The following is a 24,510-nucleotide window of genomic DNA, read 5'->3' as shown; positions in this document are numbered from 1 at the left end:
TTACAGGTCCAGACTGAACAGAACGCTGACTGCCATGACAATCAGCAGCCCGCGCGAAAAACCACGAGGCAACAGCGTACGCAGATTATCTTCACTGGTGGCGGTCAACCCGGTCAGGCAGCCCCCCAACCCGACCACAAACCCCACGGTAATAAATTTTAGAGGAATGATCAGATAATCCATGTGCGACATGGCAACCACCACATCATAAAAAAACGTCCAGACCGGATTGGTAATAACACCCGATATCCGACTGATAACGTACCCTGTCAGCAGGGCCGCGAAAGAAAACAGAATACCCAGCGTAAACCCGCCAACCGTAAACGCCAGCGTGCGGGGCACAACCAGAAGCAGAAACGGATCAAGCCCCTGCGCCTGCATGGAGCGTATCTGCCCGCCCGTTGTCAGCAACCCAAGTTCCGTAACGGACAGCATCCCATTGCGGCCCAGCAGCATGATGCCAACCAGAATAGGCGCAATTTCACGCACCACAACATTGATCAGGATAGAGCCTGTCATTTTGGCCAAACCAGCAAAACCCAGCCAGTAAATGGTCTGCGACACCGCAGCCACACCAGTCAGGGTGCCAGTAAACAGCGTGGCAATCAGCCCCCCACCAATAACACTGTTCAGCGTAACGCCGAATTCATACCGGACCGTTCTGCGCCATGAGTGGGAGCGGAAACTTTCAAACACCACCCCCCAGCTTGCGCCAAGCATGATGAGCAGAAACCATGCCTGATGCCGTGTCAGCCTGCCCAACCATGCCAGCTTGACGCGTATCCATTCATGCAGAACAAAACGCTGGTGCACGTTTCGGCTGGCGGTATCGGCCTCCAGCACCGGGTCACGGTCTGCACCGGGTTCGCGCGGGGCGGCGCTCATCGTCGCGCTGCCAGAACGTAGGCACGCCCCAGCCCCAGATGTGGTGCAAAGAATGCCCCACGGCTGCGGAACAGATAACGGTCACGTAGCGCACTATAGACCCGCTCCGTCACCTGAATGGTGCCTGCGTCTGCTGCCCCCTGCGCCATCAGCTCGGCCAAAGAAACAGTCTGCCCCCACAGGTTGAACACTTTCGGGTCTTCCCCAACAGCGCCACCAAACGCAGCCCCGTAATCCAGCCCCATGGTAAACACGGGTTCAAGGTCGGCTGCGGCCAGCGCCGCCATGAAGGTTTCTCGCATCGTCAACGCGGCATCTGCCATGCGGATCACGGCTGTCGGGTCTTCATCTGGCGTGCAGCCTGCCATGCAGATCATCCTGTGACCGGCGACCTCAACCGCAAACAGTTTCCGCTCCTGCGCAACACGTTGCACTTCGGTGGCCAACTGATTGATCAAGGCCAGCAGACCCTCGGTCTCTTTCTCTCCATCCACAACGGGGTCAGAAAACGTAATGACCAGCACGGCAACAGCCGGGTAAATCCCCGATGAACTGACACCGCCCACTTCTGGCGCATGCATCAGCATATTATCAAAACGGGTTGCGGGCAGAGACGCTGCGTTTTGCAATGCAGCGTGGAATCCGCCGTCATCGCCTGATGCTTTTTCATCTTCCGGGGAAGAAACGCCCTGCAACGCCATTAGCCGCATACCGGCAATAGACGCCACAAGGTCAACAAAATAAACCAGATGCGGGGCCATGGTCGCATCCTCAAGCACCACAGCACCCAATACGCCGCCTGCACCATGAATGGGGTAAACCGCCAGAACATGCGTGCCAATTTCACGCATGACCAGCCGTTCAAACTGGGTTGTGCGGGCGTCTATCGCCGCATTGGGGAGCGTAAAGGCTTCACCATCCTCAACCGCTTTGAAAAACTCATCCAGTTCGGAACGCGACATTTCAAAACCGCCGGAATGGGCATCCTGCTTCTGATCATACGAATCTTCGCAGATCATGGCTGACCCATCGTGCAGAAACCGCCAGATGCTGGCGCGATGCGCATTGGTTATGTAGGCAAGTTGTTCAGTCAGCACCAAAGCGTCATTCGCCGGGTCAAACAATGCAGGCGTGGCCGCCACCTGCTGCACGGCAGAAGTTTCGTGGGCAATCTGTGTATCCTGCCGCTTGAGAAGCCGGGCACTCCGCTCTGACCGGCGAACCTGCCGGATAAGCAATGCGGCCAAGACCAGCGAAAAGGTAATGATAACGCCTGCAAACTGAAGGCTCTGCTGGCTGCTCTGTTTGGCAAAGCTGGCAAAATCACTTTCAGGGGCGGAAAGCAGCAATATCCACCCTTCAGTCGAATTGGGAAGCGGCGCAGCAATGGTAACATATTGCTTGCCATTAATGGTGAAGCTGCGCGGCCCCAGACCATGCACGCGGTAATGATCATACCCGCGCGCAAAAACCGGATGGGTTTTAGGGTCGAGCACCATCTTGTTCGGGTCCCACCCGGCAGATTCTGCAATCTGCATCAGATTACGGCCCGCCATCACCCGCCCCTGTTTATCAAGAACAATGGCGTTACCCGACTTCCCGACCTTGATATTGTCCAGAAAAGTACTGAGCGCGTTCAGAGAAATATTGGTTGCAAAAACCAGTGTATGACCATCCTGCCCTTTGAAGCGCAGCGAACTGGTCATGACAAACTGCTTATCCGTCGGAAACAGGAACGGCTGGGTCCATTTAATAGCGTCCGTGCCCTCGGTATTCTGATACCAGGCCCGTTTGCGCGGGTCATAGTCTTCGGGCGCAGGGTCATCTGCTTCGCCCACCTTTACGCCGTCGTCTGTGTAATAGTCGTGGTGAAAAACCTTACGACTATCATGCACTTGCAGCGTCGTGCGCTCCTGCTGTTTTCCGTCTTTTCCATGCCGGGTGATCAGAATGAAGTGACCCTGATCATCCGCCAGATAGAATGACTGCAACTGCGGGATGCTGCGTAGCATGGCTGCGCCATATGAATAGAACACACGTTCCTGCACACCGGCGGGCACATGCTCTATCATGCTGCTGGCAATAATGTTCCCGCCCAGAGCCGGCCTGATGTAGTCCGAGACTTCCTGCGCAATATAGTGCTGAACAGCCCCCAGCAGTTCATGCGTCAGTGTTTCCACACCGGCGCGGGTCGTGCGGTAGGAATGCACACCAATGAGGATAACCGCCACAATCCCCAACACCAGCGACAGCAGCGGCAAAACCAGATGCAACAGCACACGGCGCACGGAGACATCGTGCTGCAAGGTCGGGTCGATTATCTCATCAGAAGGCACGTGCTATTTTCCACTGACTACGGTCACGGATGCCCTTGTCCCGCAGGTCAAACACAACGTCATGCCTGAAACCAGACATCTGCCGGATTAGGTGTAGATTTTGTAATGGTGCCCAGAACAGACAGGCTTGTCCACCCCTAAGGGATGAACAAACCTTTGGTTTCCCTGCAAACCTGTTTCGCTAAAAAGAGGGGGCAACCAGCACTGAGTTAGGGCGTAACCAACTGTTCTGCTTCAACACGTGTCTGGACCTCAAGCGCCTGCCCCAAGCGGGTCAGCCCTCGGCCCACGCTTTCACCGCGCACGGCCACGCGAGAGGACCCGAGGCGCAGCACAAGTTCCCTGCCTTCCCATGTCAGGGCCGTGCCTTCAAGCAACACGTCCGTACCGCCTGAGACAGAATAAGCCAACCGAAGAGCCAGCCCCAGAACAACTGCCTGCTTCCACTGCTTTTCATCCAGCAGGGTTCTGGATGTTGACAGGAACTCGGCGTTCAGGTCAGCCGCGTAGCGAACCGCCAGTGCCAGAGACAGCCACGCACGGGCTTCATGGTCAAAGCCAACGCCCTGTAGGCGCAAAATACGCCAGTATGTCTGTTCAGCACGATATTCCGGGTGATCATGGCTACCCACATCTGACAGCCAGCAGGCAATGCGGCGCAAATGCGATTGATGCAGCGTTTCGTCCGCAAACAGCCCGTTTGTCCAGTTCATCAGAACATCGGGCAGCGTATTGCTGCGGCCCAGACGGCTGCACATATCGTGCGCGACAACCTGCATCGGGTCCTGCGGCAGAAAATCCGGTGCAACATTCAGCATGTACCAGCCTTCACGCAGGCCATCGACGCAGAAAATCACCCGTTCAGGCTGAACCTTGCGCAGTAAGCGGCGCAGCACCGTGGCGGCAAACGGAATATCATCCAGCCGTTTTTTAGGAGCCCCCGGCAGGCGTTCAAGGCTACGGCGCGGCGCATGGAGCAACCAGCCCGTCATTTCTCGTGCCTCTTCAAGGCCAAGAGTGTAATAATGGACAATGTTTAGCGGGTATTGCATGCGGGCAATATGCAAACGCGCAAGCGCACGGAAGGCCCCGCCCACCAGATATAATGTACCGCCTTTTACCTGCGGCAACCAGTCCACCCCGCCAATATCCGCATCTGCCAGATTTTTGGCGACATTCAGATCGCCCTTCGCGCGGTCGCTCAGTCTGATAACACCCAGCGGCAGGGTATTGGCGTCGTGTCGGCCATTACTTGTCAGTCTGATCAGTTCAAGCGACCCACCGCCAACGTCCGCTACCAGCCCAGATGCTTCCGGGATGCCGCACATCACGCCAATGGCAGAATGATCAGCTTCTTCCTCACCCGAGAGAATACGGATAGGCACCCCCGGCATATTCTCGCGCAATGCTTTGACAAAATCCGGGCCATTGGTGGCGTCACGCACGGCAGCAGTAGCCAGAATCTCAAAGGGCTCGGCGTTCATGGCGCGGGCAATGGCGTGGAAGCGACTGAGCACTTCCATAGCCATGCTGACACCTTCTTCGTTCAGGCGGCCAGTGGCCGTCAGGCCCCGCCCAAGACGCAGAACGGCCTTTTCATTGAAAATAGGAACAGGGTTCCGCGATACACCTTCAAAAACCACAAGGCGAACCGAATTGGAGCCCAGATCAACAACGGCCGAACGGCGTGGTGTATCAGTTTGCATGCAGGCGTTTTACTCTGGAAAACACAGCGGGAAAACCCTGCACGGCTTCTGTTTGCAAACTCTTTTATTCATCAAACAGCATGTCCTTTGATGACGGCAGAGAAGCCGGAGCGCGGATAGGCCCTTCATGCGCGGCAGACCCACGGCCAGAAAGCGACGGATGCGTCATGAACCAGTCATGTGCCGAGAACGGGCGCGCACCCGGGCTAAGCCTGTGCCACGCGCCATTCTGTTCCAGCATCCAGGATTGCAGATTATCCTTCAGGTTTGACACCATAATCTGCCCTAGCATCTGGGCATGCACGGTCTGGTTTGTCACCGGCACCATGCTTTCGACGCGCCAGTCCATGTTTCTGGTCATCCAGTCAGCGGAAGACAGATAGACCTTTGCATAGCGTGACGGCAGGCGATGCCCATTACCAAACGCAAAAATACGCGAATGTTCCAGAAAACGCCCGACAATGGATTTGATACGGATGTTTTCAGACAAACCCGGCACACCGGGCCGCAAGCAGCAGATACCCCGGATAACCCCGACAATTTTTACCCCGGCGCAAGATGCCCGATAGAGCTGGTCAATCAGCGCCGGGTCAACCAGCGAGTTCATTTTCAGCCAGATTGTGCCCGGACGGCCCGCTTTGACATGGGCCATTTCTTCTTCAATCAGCTCAATCAACGTGCGCCGGATGGTGATGGGAGAGAACGAAATCGCTTCCATTTCCGCAGGCATGGCGTAGCCGGTCACGTAATTGAACAACCGCGCAGAATCCCGCGCCAGTTCTGGCTTGCAGGTAAAGAACGATAAATCCGTGTAAATCTTGGCGGTGATGGGGTGATAGTTTCCCGTGCCAAAATGCGCGTAAGACCGCACCTGTGCGCCCTCGCGCCGCACAACAAGACTGAGCTTGGCGTGGGTTTTCAGGTCCGCAAAGCCAAACACCACCTGCACGCCAGCCGCTTCAAGCGCACGCGCCAGACGGATGTTGGCTTCTTCATCAAACCGGGCCCGAAGCTCTACCATAGCCGTGACGGATTTCCCGGCCTCGGCCGCTTCAATCAGGGCTTTGACAATAGGTGAGTCGCGCGATGTGCGATACAGGGTCTGCTTGATAGCAATGACATTCGGATCAAGGGCCGCCTGCCGCAGAAACTGCACCACGACGTCAAAGCTTTCAAACGGATGATGGACCAACAGGTCCTTGGCCCGAATGGCGGCAAAGCAGTCACCATTGAAGTCCAGTATCCGTTCAGGAAAACGCGGCGTGTATGGGCTGAACAGCAGATCAGGGCGGTCATCCACAATCATCTGCTTCAGATCAACTACGCCAATCATGCCTGAATGCACGGCGATTTCTTCAGACGGCAGATCAAGGCCAGAGGCTATAGCCTCGGCCAGTTCGTCAGGTATCCGTTCTTCCATATCAAGATGAATGACGACCCCACGGCGGCGGCGCTTCAGGGCTGTTTCGTAGGAGCGAACCAGATCTTCGGCTTCGTCCTCAAACTCCACGTCCGTATCACGGACCACGCGCAGCATGCCGCTTTCGCCCACCGTCAGGCCGGGGAACAGCTTATCCATGCAGAGCGTAATCAAATCTTCCAACCGAATGAAACGGATGGTGCGGCTACCGGCTGCATCACCCTGCTCCGTCGGCAGACGGATAAAGCGCTCAACCTGTGATGGCAGCAGAATAAGGGCGTTCATGGCAAACGCACCGTTTTCAGCCGATAGTAGCCTCAGGCCTAGCGCCAGCCCCATATTCGGGATGAACGGCAACGGATGCGCCGGGTCAACCGCCAATGGCGTGAGCACGGGGAATACCCGATCCATGAAGCAAGTTTCCAGCCATGCGCGGTCTGTATCAGACAGATCAGACGGATCGCACAGAACCACCCCTGACTGCGCAAGCGCACCCCGCAGCTCTGTCCATATCCGCTGCTGTTCCCGCAGCAGGGTCGCACAGCGTTCGCGCACGGCTTCAAGCTGTTCAACAGGTGTCAGTCCATCTGGGGAAAGGGCAACCAGCCCTTCACGCACCTGCCCCACCAGACCGGCCACACGCACGGAATAAAATTCATCCAGATTGCTGGCGCTGATGGACAGGAAGCGCAGCCGCTCAAGCAGCGGATTACGCGTATTATCGGCCTCTTCAACCACCCGCTGGTTAAAATCCAGCCAAGAGAGTTCACGGTTGATGAACCGTTGTGGAGAGTCAAAGGTGATTTTGGGGGCAGCAGGTTTTTTACGCGGCGTCCGGGGCGTGCTGCGCGTGGCTGTCCGCCTGCGGGCGGGCGTCCTCGTGGCACTGGCGGATCTTGTTCCCTTTTTCCCCTGTGCCGTCACTGCTGCCGTCTCCCCTGTTCATCTTCGTTTTGTCCACACCAAGCCATGCGTGGTGCATCGTTTATTTTGCCCAAGCAAAGCATACTGCAAAGCGATTGCACAGGAGAAGCGGAGGATATGTTACGGTTTTGTGTCACCACACCCGTCACAAAACAGAAAGGCTCGCAGAGTTTCCCCTGCGAGCCTACTTACTTATAGACAGCGATAGACTGTAAAGGCGCGCTTAGGCAGCCAGATTACAGATGACCTTTCACTAGTTCGTCTGCCAGAGCCTGATTTTTGTAAACGGACTTCAGGGATTCCAGAATGGCGGCACTATCCACCGCTACGGCGCGGTTGGTGCTTTCATCATAATAGAAATCCCCACCCAGCGAGTGGATGTTACCGTCAAAAATCAGCCCGACAGCATGACCTTTTGCGTCAATAACCGGGGAGCCTGAATTACCGCCGATAATGTCATTAGTAGAGGCAAAATCGAACGGGGTTTTCATGTTCAGGTGGGGCTTGGCGTCCAGCCACGGCTTGGTCAGTTTGAACGGATCAGACCCGGTTGCCCGGTCATACAGACCAGAGAAATAGGTGAAGGGTTCAATCTGTTTTCCGTTTTCGTCCCAGCCTTTAACCTGACCGAAAGACAGACGCTGGGTGAATGTTGCATCCGGATAAGAGGACACGCCATCACGCGCAAAGCGAGCTTTTGCCATCGCTTCCGTTGCCTGACGGGACGGCGCAGCAACTTCATCATCCATCCGCTTACGCAGCGCACGGGCCAGAGGCTCAACCTTGCGGGCCAGAACAATCATGGGGTCCTGAGACGCTTCAATCGCCTTGGCCCCACCTTTCCACAGTGCCAGACGCACTTTGGGGTCTGCCAGCTTGCTGCCAGTGACCAGCGATACAGCCAGATCATCCGGGGCAGCCTTGCCCAGAACCATTTTCACAATCTCATCATCCGCGCCCAGAACCTGACGCAGTTTGGTGAGAGAGAAAGCAAGTTCGGTCTTTTCGAGGTCAGGATAAACCGGCGCTGTAGAACCAAGTTCCGCTTCAAGCGCAGGCAGACGGGCATCATGATACGCTGTCAGACGCTCGGCATCGGGTTTCTGACGTTCGTTGGCAGCACGCACCAGCAACTTGGCGTAGGAGAACAGTTCTCCCTGCAAACCCATTGAGCCTTCAAGCATGGCATAGGGTTTGAAAATCTGCTGTTTAACAGCCAGCGCCTTGGCATTTTTTGCCCACGGGTCGCCATAGATTTTCTTGCGAGAGTCGTCTGCGTTAATCCAGTCACGCAGGCTGGCTTCGCTTTTTGCCTTGGCATCCAGCAGCTTGGGGTCAGCCAGAACCGGCACCCGACCGCGATAGACTTTCAGGCTGTTTTCAATACCGAAAATCCGTTCCTGCGCTTCCTGATGGTGCGCAACGCTTTCACGGCTGTACTGCCACAAAGCCCCATCCAGCGCTGAATAGAGATCTATGACAAATGGCACTGTCATGTTTCTGGAAAACTCAAGGTCTGCCAGCGGCACTTCACGCTCGGTCGAACCGGGGTTACCAGACGTAAAGACCAGTTCACCCGCTTTGGGGCCTTCCGCGTCGAATGGCAGATACGCTGATACCTTGGCGGGTTTGCCGTCTTCATAAACCCGCAGGAACGCCATATCGAGGTCATAGCGCGGGAAATTGAAGTTATCCGGGTCGCCCCCAAAGAAAGCGGCGTTCTGGTCTGGTGCCATGACCATACGCACATCCTGATAACGCCGGTAGCGGTACAGGGCCGTACGACCACCATGATACAGGCTGATCACATCGCAGCGCCATGTCTTGGCGTCTGTGCCAGCACATTCTTTTTCAATAGCGCTTTCTTCAGCCTGACGCGCCTTGGTATAGGCCTCGCCTTCCTTGCCTTTCAGGGCAGCCTGCATCCGGTCTGTTACATCGGTAATGGAATCAAGCTGGTTGAGTTCCATTGCCGGGCAACGCTGTTCTTCAGTCTGGTTTTTAACGCTGTAACCATCCTGAAAATAGTTATGCCCTTTGCCTGAAAGCTGCTGAAGGCATTCATTCGCACAGTGATGATTGGTCATCACCAATCCATCGGCTGATACAAAAGACGCAGAACACCCCAAAGCCAGACGGGCTGAAGCCTTGGTAACGCGTTCAATCCACTCCTTTGACGGTGTGAACTGATAGCGTTCCTGCATCTGTTTTACGGGCAGGTTGTCCATTGTCCACATGCCTTCATCAGCATGGGCATAGGGTACAATAGCTGGCGCACAGGCCAGAATTGCCAGCGGCACAAGGGCACGCCCCAGAATTTTCGCCATTTTTAATACGCTCTCTGCAATAATGTTACACCGTAACATTCGGTAGGCAGACTGTGTATCAGTTCTGACATAAGAGCAAGTCAGCCATGAGAATCATACCACGGCGGTCAAAAGCATTCAGTGAGCTGGTGCCTGTGTCGTCAGGGTGCTCGGTAATACCATATCATCTTCATAGCGTGTTACAGGCTCACTCCTGCTCGGCCTCCTGCGCCAACAAGGTTTCCAGCACGGTACCGGCCAGAGCGCGCGTCACTTTCCCCCCTGCAGCCAAGGCAGCCTGATCTAGCAACGCCGCCATATCCCGGATGGCGCGTGCATTGCGGGGCAAGCGCCGTAACAGCCAGTCGGTTACGGGTTGCGCTACTACAATCTGCCGCTCTGCCAGCAGGCGAAGAAACAGGCGTCGCAATAATTCTTCTTCTGCCTGACCAATGGGCACGGAAGCCGTTGCCCGAACCCGGCTTGCAAGGTCTGGCAGACCGATGGGCCAGCGCGACGGTGCAGAGCGCGCTGCCATGAGCAACGTCATACGCTGTTCCCGGACCAGATTGATCAGATGCAGCAGATCATGCTCATCCCGCACATGGTCCGCATTATCAAGCGCGAGGGCACGGAACCCACCTTCGCTGAATAAATCTGCCACATCGTGGGCATTCAGACGGCTGCCTTCAATAACAGGGGCTCCATGCCGTGCCGCCCAGACCGAGAGCAGATGCGTCTTGCCCGTTCCGCTGTCCCCCCACAACACCATACGACCTTCGGGCCAGCGCCACAGGGCTTCAGCGTCCAACACCCACGCGCGGGCAGCGGCGTTTGACGGTGCAACAACAAAATCAGACCGTCCGAATCGGGGTCGATAGGCAAAGGGCAGTGCAATCTGTTCCGCACGCCCCTGTTCCGCCACACCCTGTGCGCCCGTATCAGAAACCTCTGCTTCTGGCGCATCTCCGTCCTGTCGGGTGCCCAAATCCGCCCCGAGAGCTTCATCTGGCGGGGGGAGGCTGCCAGATTTGGCCTGTTTCCGGGCGTGTGACGCCGTTTTTGTTCCTACAATCCGTTTCATGCCGCTTTGCGTGTCGCGTCTCCTGCCGTAAAGACTACCCGCAGGGAAGCTACCCTACCCTGCCCGATGCATCGACCCCTTATCAGACCAAGAGCACCCGTATGACGTCTCATTCTTCCAGCACTCCATCTTCCGGCCTCACATATCGTGACTCTGGCGTGGATATTGAAGCCGGAGAAGCTTTGATTGACGCCATTCGTCCCGCCGCCAAAGCAACAGACCGTCCCGGCACTATGGGTGGACTTGGCGGCTTTGGTGCCCTGTTTGATCTGAAAGCCGCCGGCTTCAAGGACCCCGTTCTGGTTTCCTGCACCGATGGCGTAGGCACTAAACTGACGCTGGCCATTGATACCAACCTGCATGAAACGGTTGGGATTGATCTGGTCGCCATGTGCGTGAACGACCTGATTGTGCAGGGCGCTGAACCGCTGTTCTTCCTAGATTACTTCGCTACAGGCCGTCTGTCAGTTGACAGTGCGGCAAAGGTTGTTCGGGGCATTGCCCAAGGCTGTGAACAGTCAGGCTGTGCGCTGGTCGGTGGGGAAACCGCTGAAATGCCGGGCATGTATGCCGATGGTCATTATGATCTGGCAGGCTTTTCCGTCGGTGCTGCTGAACGTGGGGCTCTGCTGCCAGCCAATATCTCGGAAGGGGATGCCCTGATTGCCCTGCCGTCTTCCGGCATTCATTCCAACGGGTTTTCTCTGGTGCGGCGTATTGTCGCCGATGCACATTTGGCATGGACTGACCCGGCTGCGTTCGCTCCCGGCAAAACATTGGGGGAAGCATTGCTTGCCCCCACCCGCCTATATGTTCACCCGGTTCTGAACCTGCACCGCGCAGGCCTTCTGCATGCAGCCGCCCACATTACCGGCGGCGGCCTGCCGGGCAATCTGCCGCGTATTCTGCCTAACGGGCTGGATGCCGTGATTGATGCCGAATGGCCCGTTCTGCCAGTGTTCAACTGGCTGGCCCGCACAGGGAACGTCGCTAATGAAGAAATGCTGCGTGTGTTCAACTGTAGCGTTGGCATGGTGCTGGTAACACACAAGCCGGAAGAAACGCTCGCTGCGCTGAAAGACATGGGCGAAGAAGCCACCCTGATCGGCCATATTGCCAAAGCCGCAGACAGCAGTGCAAAACCCGGTTTACGGATGACGGCCTGCCCGGATTTTCACGCAGCATGATGGGCAAAAAAACACCGGTCGCCCTGCTTCTTAGCGGCCGGGGCAGCAATGCCACAGCGTTGATTGAAGCCTGCAACGCGCCTGATTTTCCAGCCCGCATCTGTCTGGTGTTAAGCAACAACCCGGATGCGCCGGGGCTGGACATGGCGCGCAAGGCAGGCCTGCCGACCAAGGCGATTGATCATCGTCCATTCAAAAAAGATCGGACAGCACACGAACAGGCTATTCATGCCAGTCTGCTTGAAGCAGGTGCCGAAGCCGTCTGCCTTGCCGGATATATGCGGTTGCTCACGCCTTTTCTGACCACGGAATGGGCAGGCAAAATGCTGAATATCCACCCCAGCCTGCTGCCGTCTTTCCCCGGCCTGCATACGCATGAGCGGGCTTTGGACGCTGGTGTACGTATTCATGGTTGCACCGTGCATCTTGTCACAGAAGGTATGGATGAAGGCCCCATTCTGGGTCAGGCCGCAGTGCCTGTTCTACCCGGTGACACGGCAGACCTTCTGGCAGCCCGCGTTCTGCGGGAAGAACACCGGCTTTACCCCCGCGCCCTGCGCCATTTTCTGGACAAAGCCGCGCCTTCCTGCCAAGCCGAGACCGCGTTGCTGGTGGCCTGACCATCTGCGCGCCTTTTTTGACGTTACGCCAGACCCGATAGTGAGTTGATGACAGCAGAACCCCGCCCCCGCAAACCCAGACAGCGCGGCGCGTCCCGCCCGGGAAACGCCCCCCAGCCTGCTGACCCGACGCGGGATGTGGCCTTTGATATTCTGTGCGGTGTGGTTGAACACCGCCGCATGCTTGAAAACAGCCTGTCTCGCTCCGCCACGGAACATGACGCCCCGGCACGAGACCGCGCCGCCGCACACCGGCTGGCCGCAGCAACCCTTCGGCATATGGGAACGCTCCGCACGGTGCTGGAACCCTTTTTGCGGAAGGAGCCACCAGAACCCGTACGCGTGGCACTGATGATGGGCTGCGCACAACTTCTGTTTCTGGAAACACCGCCCCACGCCGCTGTCGGCACCACCGTTTCGCTTCTACGCCGCCGCAAGCTGGCCCCTTTTGCCGGACTGGCCAATGCAGTGCTGCGGAAAGTTGCTGACAAAGGCCCCGCATTGCTGGAAGGGCTGGATGAAGCCCGACTGGATATCCCGGCATGGCTCTGGAGTTCATGGAGTACTCTGGGCAAAGGAGTGCCACGCGCCATTGCACGCGGAATCAGTCAGGAAGCACCGCTTGACCTTACGCTCCGCCCCGGTGCAACCGCACCTGAAGGCGGTGAGGCGCTTCCTAATGGCTCTATCCGTCTGCCTGCTGGCACCCGCGTTACAGAACTTCCGGGATATGAAGACGGTGCGTTCTGGGTGCAGGATGCTGCGGCCACTCTGCCTGCGCGTCTGTTAAATGCCCAGCCGGGTGAGTTTGTCGCTGATCTCTGTGCGGCCCCCGGCGGCAAAACCGCGCAGCTTGCCGCAACTGGCGCAAACGTGACAGCCGTTGAACAGAACGCAAATCGTCTGACCCGCCTGCGCGAAAACATGGACCGCCTGTCCTACCCAGTTGAGATTGTACAGGCCGATGCGGCCACATGGACTCCCAAAGCCCCGCTTGATGCCATTCTGCTTGACGCCCCGTGTTCGGCCACAGGCACGGCACGTCGTCACCCAGATGTGTTGTGGGTCAAACGACCACGCGATCTGACAGCCCTTACTGCCGGGCAAGACCGCCTACTGGCAGCCGCTAAAGCGATGCTGAAACCGGGCGGACGCCTGATTTACGCCGTGTGTTCCTTGCAAGAGGAAGAAGGCCCGGCACGCGCCCGTGCGGCCTTGGCCCTTGGGCTGGAGCCATCGCCTTTCACTGCGGAAGAGCTCCCTTTCCTGCCAGAAGCCATCACGCCTGAAGGCTGGTTGCGCACACACCCCGGTATGTGGGCAGACGTTGGAGGAATGGATGGCTTCTTTGTTGCGCGCTTCACGGTGCCAAAGGCATAACAGGCGCACAACGCAGAAAAGCTGTTAAATACCGGAAAACACACCTGAACAGAGTTGCGCGTTGTCGCGGGATTGCGGATAACCAAAAGCATGACCACCGCAACGCGCCCTCTTATCGCCCCAAGTATTCTTGCCGCTGATTTCGCCCGTTTGGGAGAAGAAGTGGATGCCATTGTGCAGGCCGGGGCCGACTGGATTCATCTTGACGTCATGGATGGGCATTTTGTGCCCAACATTTCGTTCGGGCCACAGATTGTCAAAGCGTTGCGCCCCCGCACAAAACTACCGTTCGATGTGCATCTGATGATCGAACCGGCAGACCCGTATCTTGAGGCTTTTGCCAAAGCCGGGGCTGACCATATTCTGATCCATATCGAAGCCAGGCCACATGCGCACCGATCCCTGCAACAGATTCGCGCATTAGGGGCAAAGCCGGGCATTGTGCTGTGTCCTGCCACCCCACCAGAAGCCATTAGTGAAATTATGGATATGGTGGATGTCATTCTGGTCATGACGGTTAACCCCGGCTTTGGTGGCCAAAAGTTCCTTGCCAGTCAGTTGCCGAAAATTAGTCGCCTGCGCGACATGATTACCAAAAGCGGCCGTGATATCCGCCTGGCGGTTGATGGAGGCATTGATCCAGCCACCGCCCCGCAAGCCATTGCGGCAGGGGCGGATGTGTTGATAGCGGGCAGCGCCATTTACGCGCAGCCTGACTACAAAGCTGCCATAGAAGCCCTTCGGCCCACAGGCTGAAACACATGATTTTACCGAAACCATTTTCCAGTCTGCCACGTTACCTGTGATCGGCTTATCTGGTTGTTTCTTGTTTTCCTCTAGCCCCGGAGCACCCACCATCTGATGCCCCTGCGCCGCTGGACCCGTAATACCCGCCTTGCGCTTGCCATGCGCAACCCATTGGGTGGTTTTGGCCGTGTGCCTGCTGCACCGGCGCTGACATTACGTGACCCCTGGCCCGGAGACCCCATTGTGGGGGAACGGCTGGTGCGCAATCAGACGCTTTTCGAAGGCGAATTACGAAACCTTCAGCACAGGCAATGGGATAACCCGGCATGGCCTGACTCTTACCGTCGCTGGCTACAAAGTTTTGGCTGGCTGCGCGACCTGCGGGAACTGGGGGCGGACTCTGCGCGTATCAAGGCACGCAGTCTGGTCGCAACATGGATTACCATGCCGGCCGCTGAACGCCCTGTATCTGACCCGTCCATAACGGGCGCACGGCTTGCAGCGTGGCTGTCTTACTACGAATTTTTTGCCGCTGCGGCTGACGATAGTTTTCGCCAGTCCCTTATGGCCGCCCTTATCATGGAAGCGCGCTCCATCATGGCCCTGATGCCGGATGAAGCCGAGGGCTGGCATGCCCTGACAGCGCTGAAAGGTCTGCTGGCTGTTGCCGTTGCGGTTCCTGACCATCCTGAATTTCTATCCCGCTACCTCAAACTGATTGACGATGAGATTGAGGAACAGATCTTGCCTGATGGGGGGCATAAAACTCGCTGCCCCGAAGACCAGTTTCAGACAGTGCGCGAACTGGCAGAAATGTTGAGCATTCTGCAGACTGGTCGTCTGCCGCTGCCTACCACATTGATGGAAGCAGCAGATCGTGCTGCCCCCGTACTGCGCGCCATGCGGCATGGCGATGGTGGGTTAATGCTGTTCAATGGCAGCATGGAACGCAATGCGCAGTTGATTGAGCATGTGCTAAATCGTGCATCCCGCAGCCGTATTCTGTCAGCCAGCCTGCCAGAAACCGGATACAGCCGTCTGGCCAGTGGTCGCGCCCTGCTGATAGCAGATACCGGCACCTCTGCCCCCACTGGTTACGATAAAACTGCCCATGCAGGTATGCTGTCGTTTGAATTCTCATCTGGCCGTCAGCGGTTGATTGTAAATTGCGGGGCCAGCACGCAGCGGGGCTGGGCGCAGGCCCTGCGACAGGCAGCAGCCCATTCCGTGCTGGAATTTGCCGAGATTTCGCCCATCAGCATTGACCCCACAGGGGCCGTTACAAAACGGCCGAAGGTGACGCAGGCGCATGCCACGCAGGATGGGGCCCACTGGCTGTATATGACGCATGACGGCTACAAAGCCCAAGGTGGCGGCCTGTATGCGCGGCAGCTTTATCTGGGAAAAGATGGCCAGACACTGCGCGGCGAGGAAACGCTACAGGGCGGCAACCGCGCCGACTATCAGGTGCGCTTTCATCTGCACCCTGACGTCACAGTCGAGCAGGCGGAAAACGGATTTCTCCTCCACACGCAGGAGGAAAGTTGGCTCTTTCAGTCAGACGCACGAGCAAGCGTGGAAGAAAGCATTTATCTGGGGGGGCCGCAGCGCGTTCCCTCCTTGCAAATTGTTCTGACACCGACTGCTCCCCCAGAACCAGTGCCCGTTGCCGCAGAGGACATCCCAGAGACTGGCGAGCATATGGAACAGAACGGTCACCCCATAGCGGAACCCGAAGCGCCCATCGTGCAATCCGGTTATGAAGACCATCCTGACAACTTTTATCAGGATGCCACAGCTATCCATACTGTCGACACTCATGGTCAGCAGGACGATTACACACATTCTGGTGACGCCACTCTGCCTGCCACGAGCGAAGATCACCCAGTAGAGGCTTCTGTTTCAGCGCCAATCGTAGAACAACAGCCCCACGCCCCGACAGCGGAGGAAGATGATTACGCCCCCATTATGCGTGACCCTCCCCCAGCAGACAGCATTCCGTCGCTGCTAGGCGGGGTAACGCATCTGCACCGGGCTCCCGCCAAACAGCAGCCCAGCATGGCGGAGGCTCTTTTTGCCGAACAGCGGCGGGCACAGGCGGCGGCTGCGCGAGAAGCGCGGAAAGCCGAAGCCGCGCATGCTGCCGCAGAAACAGGCGTGCTGCCGCCACCTTTTGCAAAACAGAATGACCAACAGCCGTCATTCTGCCCGCCTATTCGCTGGGCGCTTTCTCTGGTGAGTGAATAAGTTTCTGGTCCGTGAAAATTCTTGAAATCACCAACGTCGATTTTTCATTAACTCATTTTCTTCTGCCTTTAATGCGCACATTGCGGGACGAAGGGCATGACGTTGTTGGCGTCTGCGCGGACGGCCCCCTTCTTAAAGTGCCGCAAGAGGAAGGCTTTCGGATAGAAACGCTGCCTTTTGCGCGGTCTTTTTCTCCCATCGCACAGGCTCGCGCCTTTTGGGCATTGCTCAAGCTGATACGGCGGGAAAAGCCGGATATTGTGCATGCCCATATGCCCATCAGTGGTATTCTTGCCCGCGTGGCTGCAAAATTATGTGGTGTGCCGCGCATTGCCTATACGTGCCACGGGTTTCTGTTCAATCAACCTGGGTCCCATGCGCGCCGTGCCTTGGCGCTTGTGCTTGAAAAACTGTGTGGCCATTTGACCGACGTTTTCCTAACCGTTTCGCAGGAAGAAGCAGAAGACGCGCGACGGTTACACATCCATGCCAACCCGATCGCCATTGGCAACGGAAGAGACAGTCGCATCTTCAAACCTGATTCCGAAGCCCGCGGGCGGATCAGGACGGAACTCGACACGCCTGAAAGCACACCCGTTATTATCGTAGTCTCCCGGTTGGTGCGGCACAAAGGCTACCCCGAACTCCTGGAAGCCATGCAAGCTGTACCGCATGCCGAACTCTGGGTAGTGGGGGAACGCCTGCCCTCCGACCATGGCAATATGCTGGATGACTGCTTTGACCGCGCACACGCAGCCCTCGGCCCACGCCTTAAATGCCTTGGGTATCGCACTGATATTCCTGCCTTGCTGGCCGCAGCCGATATCTTCACATTGCCTAGCCATTTTGAAGGGCTGCCAATGTCGATTATTGAAGCCATGCTGACAGCCCTCCCGATCGTAAGCACGGATATCAGCGGCCCGCGGGAACAGATTGTGCAGAATGAAACCGGGTTACTTGTGCCCGCAGGCACAGTCGCCCCATTAGCGGCGGCCCTTCGCACCCTAAGCCAGAACCCTGCCTTACGCACCCAAATGGGGTCAGCAGGGCGGCAACGGGCCCTTATGTTTTATGAAGAGCATAAAATTACCGAGCACACAGCCCGATTACTGACGGGCACCATGCCAAAATCGGCTTAGGGCCAAACGTCTGTCGGCTTGCAGAAAGTTGTCCTGCAAAGCGGCCGCGCTTTATAAAGTTCCACAATAGATACAGCTTCTCTCTCGGGAAGCTTCAGCTCTTTTGGAAAAGACTATAAGAAGTTCTGATTACTCTGCCCTAGTGTGGCCCGGTTTGATGAGAGAAAGCTTAACGGTTATTGCCTCCCGAAGCGGGTCACCGAAGACCTTCATCGCCAGCTTTCTTTAGACTATAATACTGGGAGTAACTCCCAACGTAACAGTAGAACGCTGCTTTAGAGTTATCGTTCTCTTAGCTTCAAAAGGTCAGACTCAACGCTTACGAACGTCTCTGCTTTCTGCGTGAAGCAACTACCCTGATAGAATTTCCTCTGGCCGCGAAAGTTTTTGTCATAAAAAAATACGCGCCGAACTTATTCGGACGCGCATTAAAATACTTTTTACTAACTATTTCAAAGCAACAGTCGGCTTATCGAGTGTCTACTCACGCAAGCAGGCAGAAATTTTAGCGTAATCAGGACGCCTTGTTTGCTGCCGGAACGCCCGTTGTGTCAGCCGCTTTTGGCTTTAGCAGGCGCACGGTCAGGCGGGAGGGAGACGCTGCGAACCGCGCACCACTGCGTGTGTAGTCCAGCCGGATCCGCACGCCGTTGTCATTTTCCATCAACTGACCGCTTACACCACGGCCCACGGTTGCTTCACCCGACAGCGCCCAGAATGTGCCTTCAAAATCTTCAATACGCTGAAGGTTATAAACCTTGCCTATACTGTCACCCGAAGAATAGCCGACAGCAGCCGCAGACGCGCCTTTGACAGAAAACGGATAAGTGCGACCGCCATAGGTCAGCACACCGCTGCCCCACGTATAACCAACCCCAAGATCAGCAGAGCGTGTGTGAAAAGAGACCTCACCCGTCACAGGCCCAAGCGGTGACTGGGCACATGCGGTAAGGGACCACGAGCCACACAGGGCCAAGGCGGCAACAACGCGAACAGATGCAGAACGCATCAAGAGGCTCCTTACGTCAAACTGGTGAGCCGCTAAAATTCCCCACGGGGTCCAGAGGCAGCTTTTGTCCGTTGTGCCATGTTTTGACGAAAGAAGAAACATGGCAGATTTAACAAATGACCACAGGGATAAAAACTTTTCCTGGAACCGTTACGAATTCCAAACAGGTTCACCCATTTTTGAAACAAAAGCCGTATGCACCGCCAACTCATCAGCCGTTGGCACAACGCGAACTACGCGCCGCTGTGCTGGGCCTTCATAGAATACGGATGGTGCCTGCTGGCCGTCTGCCACCAACCCCAGACCATGCTGACGGCCCCCCATAAGCTCCAAGTAAACGTCTGCCAGCAATTTGCAGTCAAGCAGCGCATTATGGGTAGTTCGGGCCGACAGATCGATGCCAAAGCGACGGCATAAGGCGTCAAGGCTGTTCGGCATACCGGGAAAACGCTCCCGCGCCATATCCAGCGTATCAACCATGCGGGCCATATCCAGCGGTTTGTAACCGGCCCGTTTCAGTTCAGCATTCAGAAAGCCAAAGTCGAAGCGCGCATTATGCGCAATCAGCGGGTCATCGCCAATAAAAGCCAGAAAGTCGTCCACGACTTCGGCAAATTTGGGTTTACCTTCAAGGTCAGCCGCCGTGAAACCGTGCACCCGTGATGCTTCTTCTGGCACGTCGCGTTCCGGGTCAATCAGCACACGGAAGTTTTTGCCGGTCGGCAGGTCCCCTACCAGTTCAACGGCTGCAATTTCAATCACCCTGTCACCTGTTGCGGGGTCAAGGCCCGTGGTTTCAGTATCAAACAGGATGGAACGTTTCATTGTTTCAATGCCTTGAGTAAGCAGCGCACCTGCCGCCGGGTTTCCGGCAACGCCACGCCAGTCTCTATCACGGTGTCTGCCAGACGTCTCTTTTTCGCATCCGGCATCTGTCTGGCAATCAGCTTGCGGGCTTCAGCCATGGGAAGTCCCCGTCTCCGGGCGACACGCTGGGCCTGTATACGCGCCGGGGCCGATACCACCAGAACATGATCACACATTTTCTGGCCATCCGTTTCAAACAGAAGGGGTACATCCAACACAACCCAGCGCGTTCCCCTCAAGCGGTGTGCTGCCAGAAAACGGTTTCGGGCCTCCCAGACCATGGGGTGCATGACCCGTTCAAGCTGCTTTAACATCTCCGGCCGTTCACTTACGCCTCTTCGCAGAACGGCACGGTCAAGATGCCCATTCTGCACCGCATCAGGCATGATCTGTGCTATAGCGGGCAGCGCCGGGCCATTATCGGCCTGTAACTGCCTGACCGTTGCATCCGAATCAAAAACTGGCAGACCAGCCTTTTGCAGCATGGCGGCGACCGTGCTCTTGCCCATCCCCATGCCGCCCGTCAGCCCAAGAACATGCATGCCTGTATGACGGCGCATTTCCGCCTCCGCTTTTACCTGCCTACTCATTTTTTATACTCAGGCCATGTTACACTGGCTTGGCACAGTTCCTCCGGCATCAAAGCGGCGCCTAAAACGTGGCGCGCACATAGGCTTCCAAATCAGCATCTACTTCAGGGTCTTGCCCAAACCATTCGCGGAAGCCAAGGCGGGCCTGATGCAGCAGCATTCCTAGGCCACCAAGCGTTTTCAGTCCCTGTTGCTCAGCTTCAGCCAGAAGCGGCGTCAGACGTGGCACATAGACAATATCCGCCACAACCAGATGATGGGCTGCGCGCTTTAGATTAGGGCGGAACATTGGGTCCGGGCCACCTTCCATACCCAGAGACGTTGTGTTGACCAGCACATCATACATGCCAAGCTGGGCCTCCCACTCGGCCCATGACACCACGTCCAGCCCCGGCAACGCATCAGCCAGCTTTTCTGCCCGTTCAACCGTGCGGTTGGTCACCGCAACATCCAGCCCCTGATCCTGCAAGGCGGCTGCAACAGACCGCGCAGCCCCACCTGCCCCCAGCAACAGAGCGCGTTTGCGCTCTGTTGCATGAGTATGCGGAAACAGGCCCTCCGCCTTCATGCTATCAACAAACCCGTCCCCATCGGTTGAGATACCACGGATCCGGCCATCTGGCTGAAACACCAGCGTATTAACCGCCCCCGCCCGCTGGGCTGAATGGTCCAGATCGTCCGTTAGGGCGTAGGCGGCTTCCTTATGTGGAATGGTCACATTCGCACCGCGAAACCCGGCAGCCTGTAATCCCCTGACGGCCTGTTCAAAATTATCAGGGTGCACAGGCAACGGCACATAAGCGCCATCAATACCGTACCGCGACAGCCAGTAATTATGCAGAACTGGCGAGCGGGAATGTGAAACCGGCCACCCAAGCACCCCTGCCAGACGTGCTTTGCCGGTTAAAATTTGACGAGGTAGCATCGGGGCTTGCGCAGACTCAGTCATGCTGCCGCTCCTTCCTTGCCTCGGTCGGGAACCACTGTATCTGATCCATACAGATTACAAAATTCGTTCCAGGCAACGGGCAGTAAGCGGGCCAGACGGTCTGCCCATTCTTCCTGACCGGAAGGCTGCTCAATCAGGTCTTGTCTTATTTCAATTTCAACGTGCGGAAGCTGCCGTTTCTCACCATGTGTGGGGATGGTGTAATCAGATGTGTCGGTCAGCGCGTAGGGCTGGTTATCGCCGACACACAGCCCCTCCTGCCGCAGGAGTTCCATCAGGATCACAGCCAGCCGCGAATCATGATTATGCAGCAGGCCTACCTGCCACGGCCGTTTTACGCCGCCCATTTCAGGGGTGAAGCTATGCAACGCAACAACCATGGTTGGGCGACCGGCCTGCAAGCGGGCATCAAGCTCCTGCGTAATGCGGGCGTGATACGGATGTAGGATGGTGTTTTCCCGGTGCGCAATCTGCTCCGGCTGCAAATCCTGATTGGCGGGTACGGGCGTGCCATCGCTGATTTTTACAACAGATGTTCGGTGGCCCGGAGCACGGTTGCAGTCGATAACAAGGCGGGAATAAATCTGTTCAACCAACACGGCTTTAAGCTTTCTTGCCAACGCCCTGCCAACGCCATCTATCCCGATATCCCAGCCAATATGGCGTGCACGATCAGCTTCGCTTACCCCCAGATCACCCAGTTCAGGGGGAATGGCGCGACCGGCATGGTCACTGACCAACACAAAGGGGCCGCCGCCATCCGTTCCATAGACTGCAAAACAGGGGGCTTCCTTCACATCCGTGCCAGTCATTCTGCCCATTTACTCCGTCTGGGTTGAGTTGAAATTCAAAATAGCTGCCCGAACTGAAAGTGTCAGAACGAGCAGCTTGGTCGCATAAAAAATCAGGGCAACAGCGTTACCCTGATGCTTGCGTCAGATCAGCTTACGGCCTTGGGTGATGACACGAACACACCCACTTCATCCGCGCTTTCACGCACCAGCCCAGCGTCATCACGCGCAAGACCTTCAGCATCCAGACCGGAGTCGTCCAGCGCATAGACCAGATAAACCGGGTCTGTGCCATTCAGCGATTCTTCACCGCCCTGCGCATAATCACGCACGGCCACGTAGTCAGCGCCGCGCATGCTGGTTTCCAGCCGACGCACGGCATCAATGGCGGTGGGTGCGCGCACTACTTCGAGCAGAATATTGGTGCCTGGATCAATAACGCCAAAGGTTTCCAGCTTTTTTGTATCAGTCATTATCAAGATGCTCCTGAAATTACGGTGTCTGTGCCGCATAAGGATAAAGGCAGCATTGGCGCACAAAAACCGTTGCGCACAACAGGGCAGCCCCGCCCCCATGACAGGCGTGAATTGCATCATGCCCTGCGTCTAGCGTTTGCGCCACAGGGCACGCATCAGTAGGGTGCGTGCTTTCGTATCAGGTTGAAGGACACGGGTTGGGGCATGACATGTCTCTGAGCAGCGAAAGCAAGACAGAAAACGCATCGCAGAAAGATGCCAACATGCAATGGGGCGGACGCTTTGCCGGTGGCCCTTCAGAGATCATGCAGGCCATCAACGCCTCCATCAGCTTTGATAAAGCCCTGTGGAAGCAGGATATTGCAGGGTCTTTGGCGCATGCCGCCATGCTGGCCCATGTCGGCATTATCTCGCAGGAAGATGAAGCGGCCATTCGCAAGGGTCTGACCAGCATCGGGCAGGAAATCGAAGCCGGACGCTTTGAGTTCTCTGAAGCGCTGGAAGATATTCATATGAATATCGAAGCGCGCCTGTCCGACCGTATTGGTGAACCCGGCAAGCGGCTGCACACAGCCCGTTCACGCAATGATCAGGTGGCAACAGATTTCCGCCTGTGGGTGCGCGATGCGCTTGATGGGCTCGACCAGCAGGTTGCGTCCCTGATGCGGGCGCTTGCCACACGGGCAGAAGAACATGCGGCAGACCCCATGCCCGGCTTCACCCATCTTCAGACAGCCCAGCCCGTCACCTTTGGCCACCATCTGATGGCCTATGTTGAAATGCTGGCGCGTGACCGGGGCCGTCTGGCTGATACCCGTAAACGACTGAATGAATGCCCGCTGGGTTCTGCCGCGCTGGCAGGTACGTCGTTCCCCATCGACCGGAAGATGACGGCTGGCCTGCTGGGGTTTGACCGGCCGACCGCCAATTCGCTGGATTCCGTGTCTGACCGTGATTTCGCGCTGGAATATCTTTCTGCGCTGTCCATCATGGCGATGCATCTGTCCCGTCTAGCGGAAGAAATTGTCATCTGGTGTTCGTCACCTTTTTCTTTCATTCGCCTGTCTGACGCGTTCACGACCGGCTCATCCATCATGCCGCAGAAGCGCAACCCGGATGCGGCTGAACTGGTGCGCGCCAAAACCGGCCGCATTACCGGTAGCCTTGTCAGCCTGCTGACTGTTATGAAGGGCCTTCCTCTGGCCTATGCAAAAGACATGCAGGAAGACAAGGAACCTGTTTTTGCGGCAACGGACGCCGCAGCGCTGTCCCTTGCCGCCTGTGACGGCATGATCCGTGATATGACGGCCAATACCAAACAGATGCGGGCACTGGCAGGATCGGGCTTCTCCACCGCCACAGATATTGCTGACTGGCTGGTACGGGTGTTGAAGGTGCCATTCCGCACTGCGCACCATGTGACAGGTCGCCTTGTGGCAAAAGCCGAGGAAAAGGGCGTTGATCTGGCAGCGCTTTCGCTTGCAGACATGCAGGCTGAAGAACCCGGCATTACGGAGGATATTTACTCCGTTCTGACGGTTGAAGCGTCAATTGCCTCCCGCACCAGCGAAGGTGGTACAGCGTCAGCCAATGTTTTGAAAGAAGCGCAGAAATGGCTGAAAGCGCTTTCACCGGAAGGCAAATCCGCATGACCCGCTATCTGTTGGGTTTTCTGGCCCTTGTGCTGCTGGCTCTGCCCCTGAGTGCCTGTGGCAAAAAAGGCTCCCCTCACCCACCGGGGCCGTCCGAGAGAGTTATCTACCCGCGGACCTATCCGCCAAACGACTGACAGACCACAAACATCTGCACCTGTGTCCGCTTTCACCGTGGGCAAGGGCGGGTGTTTC

At 56.7% G+C, this 24,510-nt stretch carries 20 protein-coding genes; 8 read left to right on the top strand and 12 right to left on the bottom strand.

Translation table 11 applies throughout. The annotated features are described in order from the left end of the window. From Abin_RS05615 to Abin_RS05590, 6 genes are all read right to left on the bottom strand, one after another. Entirely contained in the window at positions 1-885 is an 885-nt protein-coding gene (locus Abin_RS05615; RefSeq protein WP_052948169.1) for an MlaE family ABC transporter permease, read from the bottom strand. Further along, positions 882-3,221 carry an adenylate/guanylate cyclase domain-containing protein gene (locus Abin_RS05610; RefSeq protein WP_048845362.1) on the bottom strand — a complete coding sequence of 780 codons (2,340 nt, stop codon included), beginning with the start codon at positions 3,219-3,221 and terminating at the stop codon, positions 882-884. Before Abin_RS05610 ends, Abin_RS05615 begins: the two co-directional genes overlap by 4 nt. Before the next feature lie 209 nt (positions 3,222-3,430). Further along, positions 3,431-4,927, bottom strand: a complete 1,497-nt coding sequence (locus Abin_RS05605; RefSeq protein WP_048845361.1) for a Ppx/GppA family phosphatase — start codon at positions 4,925-4,927, stop codon at positions 3,431-3,433. A gap of 64 nt (positions 4,928-4,991) precedes the next feature. Continuing rightward, positions 4,992-7,271 carry an RNA degradosome polyphosphate kinase gene (locus tag Abin_RS05600; protein ID WP_048845360.1) on the bottom strand — a complete coding sequence of 760 codons (2,280 nt, stop codon included), beginning with the start codon at positions 7,269-7,271 and terminating at the stop codon, positions 4,992-4,994. A 236-nt stretch (positions 7,272-7,507) separates the two neighbouring features. Beyond that, on the bottom strand, positions 7,508-9,598 hold the full coding sequence (locus Abin_RS05595) for a S46 family peptidase (protein WP_048845359.1): 2,091 nt from the start codon (positions 9,596-9,598) through the stop codon (positions 7,508-7,510). A gap of 187 nt (positions 9,599-9,785) precedes the next feature. Further along, positions 9,786-10,661 (bottom strand): P-loop NTPase family protein, encoded by an 876-nt coding sequence (locus Abin_RS05590; RefSeq protein ID WP_174766814.1) that lies wholly within the window; start codon positions 10,659-10,661, stop codon positions 9,786-9,788. 101 nt (positions 10,662-10,762) lie between these two features. On the opposite strand from Abin_RS05590, the gene purM reads away from it, so the two are divergent. The 6 genes from purM (at position 10,763) to Abin_RS05560 (ending at position 17,981) form a co-directional block, all read left to right on the top strand. Continuing rightward, positions 10,763-11,848, top strand: coding sequence for a phosphoribosylformylglycinamidine cyclo-ligase (gene purM, locus Abin_RS05585; protein ID WP_048845358.1), 1,086 nt, complete (start codon positions 10,763-10,765; stop codon positions 11,846-11,848). Then, entirely contained in the window at positions 11,845-12,468 is a 624-nt protein-coding gene (gene purN, locus Abin_RS05580; RefSeq protein WP_048845357.1) for a phosphoribosylglycinamide formyltransferase, read from the top strand. Before purM ends, purN begins: the two co-directional genes overlap by 4 nt. Before the next feature lie 48 nt (positions 12,469-12,516). Further along, positions 12,517-13,848, top strand: a complete 1,332-nt coding sequence (locus Abin_RS05575) for an RsmB/NOP family class I SAM-dependent RNA methyltransferase (RefSeq protein ID WP_048845356.1) — start codon at positions 12,517-12,519, stop codon at positions 13,846-13,848. A 90-nt stretch (positions 13,849-13,938) separates the two neighbouring features. After that, positions 13,939-14,604 (top strand): ribulose-phosphate 3-epimerase, encoded by a 666-nt coding sequence (gene rpe, locus Abin_RS05570; protein WP_048845355.1) that lies wholly within the window; start codon positions 13,939-13,941, stop codon positions 14,602-14,604. A 105-nt stretch (positions 14,605-14,709) separates the two neighbouring features. Then, entirely contained in the window at positions 14,710-16,842 is a 2,133-nt protein-coding gene (locus Abin_RS05565; RefSeq protein ID WP_048845354.1) for a heparinase II/III family protein, read from the top strand. 11 nt (positions 16,843-16,853) lie between these two features. Beyond that, entirely contained in the window at positions 16,854-17,981 is a 1,128-nt protein-coding gene (locus Abin_RS05560; protein WP_048845353.1) for a glycosyltransferase family 4 protein, read from the top strand. Between the two features lie 514 nt (positions 17,982-18,495). On the opposite strand, the gene Abin_RS05555 is transcribed toward Abin_RS05560, so the two are convergent. From Abin_RS05555 to Abin_RS05530, 6 genes are all read right to left on the bottom strand, one after another. Next, positions 18,496-18,990 (bottom strand): hypothetical protein, encoded by a 495-nt coding sequence (locus Abin_RS05555; RefSeq protein WP_048845352.1) that lies wholly within the window; start codon positions 18,988-18,990, stop codon positions 18,496-18,498. A 150-nt stretch (positions 18,991-19,140) separates the two neighbouring features. Continuing rightward, complete coding sequence (dnaQ, locus tag Abin_RS05550) at positions 19,141-19,815, bottom strand: DNA polymerase III subunit epsilon (RefSeq protein WP_048845351.1); 675 nt, start codon at positions 19,813-19,815, stop codon at positions 19,141-19,143. After that, on the bottom strand, positions 19,812-20,399 hold the full coding sequence (coaE, locus tag Abin_RS05545) for a dephospho-CoA kinase (protein WP_048845502.1): 588 nt from the start codon (positions 20,397-20,399) through the stop codon (positions 19,812-19,814). The genes dnaQ and coaE overlap by 4 nt, the downstream gene beginning before the upstream one ends. 109 nt (positions 20,400-20,508) lie before the next feature. Beyond that, a complete protein-coding gene (locus Abin_RS05540; protein WP_255319258.1) occupies positions 20,509-21,396 on the bottom strand; it encodes a shikimate dehydrogenase in 888 nt (295 codons plus the stop codon). Next, positions 21,393-22,208: an N-formylglutamate amidohydrolase gene (locus tag Abin_RS05535; RefSeq protein ID WP_084593483.1), complete on the bottom strand. Its 816-nt coding sequence runs from the start codon at positions 22,206-22,208 to the stop codon at positions 21,393-21,395. Before Abin_RS05535 ends, Abin_RS05540 begins: the two co-directional genes overlap by 4 nt. Positions 22,209-22,336: 128 nt before the next feature. Then, entirely contained in the window at positions 22,337-22,660 is a 324-nt protein-coding gene (locus Abin_RS05530) for a hypothetical protein (protein WP_170237845.1), read from the bottom strand. A 212-nt stretch (positions 22,661-22,872) separates the two neighbouring features. Between Abin_RS05530 and argH the strand changes: the two genes are divergently transcribed. Together argH and Abin_RS05520 are read left to right on the top strand one after the other, a co-directional pair. Further along, a complete protein-coding gene (gene argH, locus Abin_RS05525) occupies positions 22,873-24,315 on the top strand; it encodes an argininosuccinate lyase (RefSeq protein ID WP_048845348.1) in 1,443 nt (480 codons plus the stop codon). After that, positions 24,312-24,452: a hypothetical protein gene (locus Abin_RS05520; RefSeq protein ID WP_170237844.1), complete on the top strand. Its 141-nt coding sequence runs from the start codon at positions 24,312-24,314 to the stop codon at positions 24,450-24,452. The genes argH and Abin_RS05520 overlap by 4 nt, the downstream gene beginning before the upstream one ends. Positions 24,453-24,510: the final 58 nt, after the last annotated feature.

Origin of the sequence: Acetobacter indonesiensis, from assembly GCF_000963945.1 — a bacterium.
In the GTDB taxonomy this organism is placed as follows: Bacteria; Pseudomonadota; Alphaproteobacteria; order Acetobacterales; family Acetobacteraceae; genus Acetobacter; species Acetobacter indonesiensis.
Note: the sequence above shows the minus strand (reverse complement) of the source record. Positions and strands in the feature narration are given on the sequence as shown.

Bases quoted from the DNA above. Each gene is read 5' to 3' on its own strand.
- Abin_RS05615 (WP_052948169.1), bottom strand. From the start codon at position 885: ATGAGCGCCGCCCCGCGCGAACCCGGTGCAGACCGTGACCCGGTGCTG.
- Abin_RS05605 (WP_048845361.1), bottom strand. From the start codon at position 4,927: ATGCAAACTGATACACCACGCCGTTCGGCCGTTGTTGATCTGGGCTCC.
- Abin_RS05595 (WP_048845359.1), bottom strand. From the start codon at position 9,598: ATGGCGAAAATTCTGGGGCGTGCCCTTGTGCCGCTGGCAATTCTGGCC.
- Abin_RS05590 (WP_174766814.1), bottom strand. From the start codon at position 10,661: ATGAAACGGATTGTAGGAACAAAAACGGCGTCACACGCCCGGAAACAG.
- purM (WP_048845358.1), top strand. From the start codon at position 10,763: ATGACGTCTCATTCTTCCAGCACTCCATCTTCCGGCCTCACATATCGT.
- purN (WP_048845357.1), top strand. From the start codon at position 11,845: ATGATGGGCAAAAAAACACCGGTCGCCCTGCTTCTTAGCGGCCGGGGC.
- Abin_RS05575 (WP_048845356.1), top strand. From the start codon at position 12,517: ATGACAGCAGAACCCCGCCCCCGCAAACCCAGACAGCGCGGCGCGTCC.
- rpe (WP_048845355.1), top strand. From the start codon at position 13,939: ATGACCACCGCAACGCGCCCTCTTATCGCCCCAAGTATTCTTGCCGCT.
- Abin_RS05565 (WP_048845354.1), top strand. From the start codon at position 14,710: ATGCCCCTGCGCCGCTGGACCCGTAATACCCGCCTTGCGCTTGCCATG.
- Abin_RS05555 (WP_048845352.1), bottom strand. From the start codon at position 18,990: ATGCGTTCTGCATCTGTTCGCGTTGTTGCCGCCTTGGCCCTGTGTGGC.
- dnaQ (WP_048845351.1), bottom strand. From the start codon at position 19,815: ATGAAACGTTCCATCCTGTTTGATACTGAAACCACGGGCCTTGACCCC.
- coaE (WP_048845502.1), bottom strand. From the start codon at position 20,399: ATGCATGTTCTTGGGCTGACGGGCGGCATGGGGATGGGCAAGAGCACG.
- Abin_RS05540 (WP_255319258.1), bottom strand. From the start codon at position 21,396: ATGACTGAGTCTGCGCAAGCCCCGATGCTACCTCGTCAAATTTTAACC.
- Abin_RS05535 (WP_084593483.1), bottom strand. From the start codon at position 22,208: ATGACTGGCACGGATGTGAAGGAAGCCCCCTGTTTTGCAGTCTATGGA.
- Abin_RS05530 (WP_170237845.1), bottom strand. From the start codon at position 22,660: ATGACTGATACAAAAAAGCTGGAAACCTTTGGCGTTATTGATCCAGGC.
- argH (WP_048845348.1), top strand. From the start codon at position 22,873: ATGTCTCTGAGCAGCGAAAGCAAGACAGAAAACGCATCGCAGAAAGAT.
- Abin_RS05520 (WP_170237844.1), top strand. From the start codon at position 24,312: ATGACCCGCTATCTGTTGGGTTTTCTGGCCCTTGTGCTGCTGGCTCTG.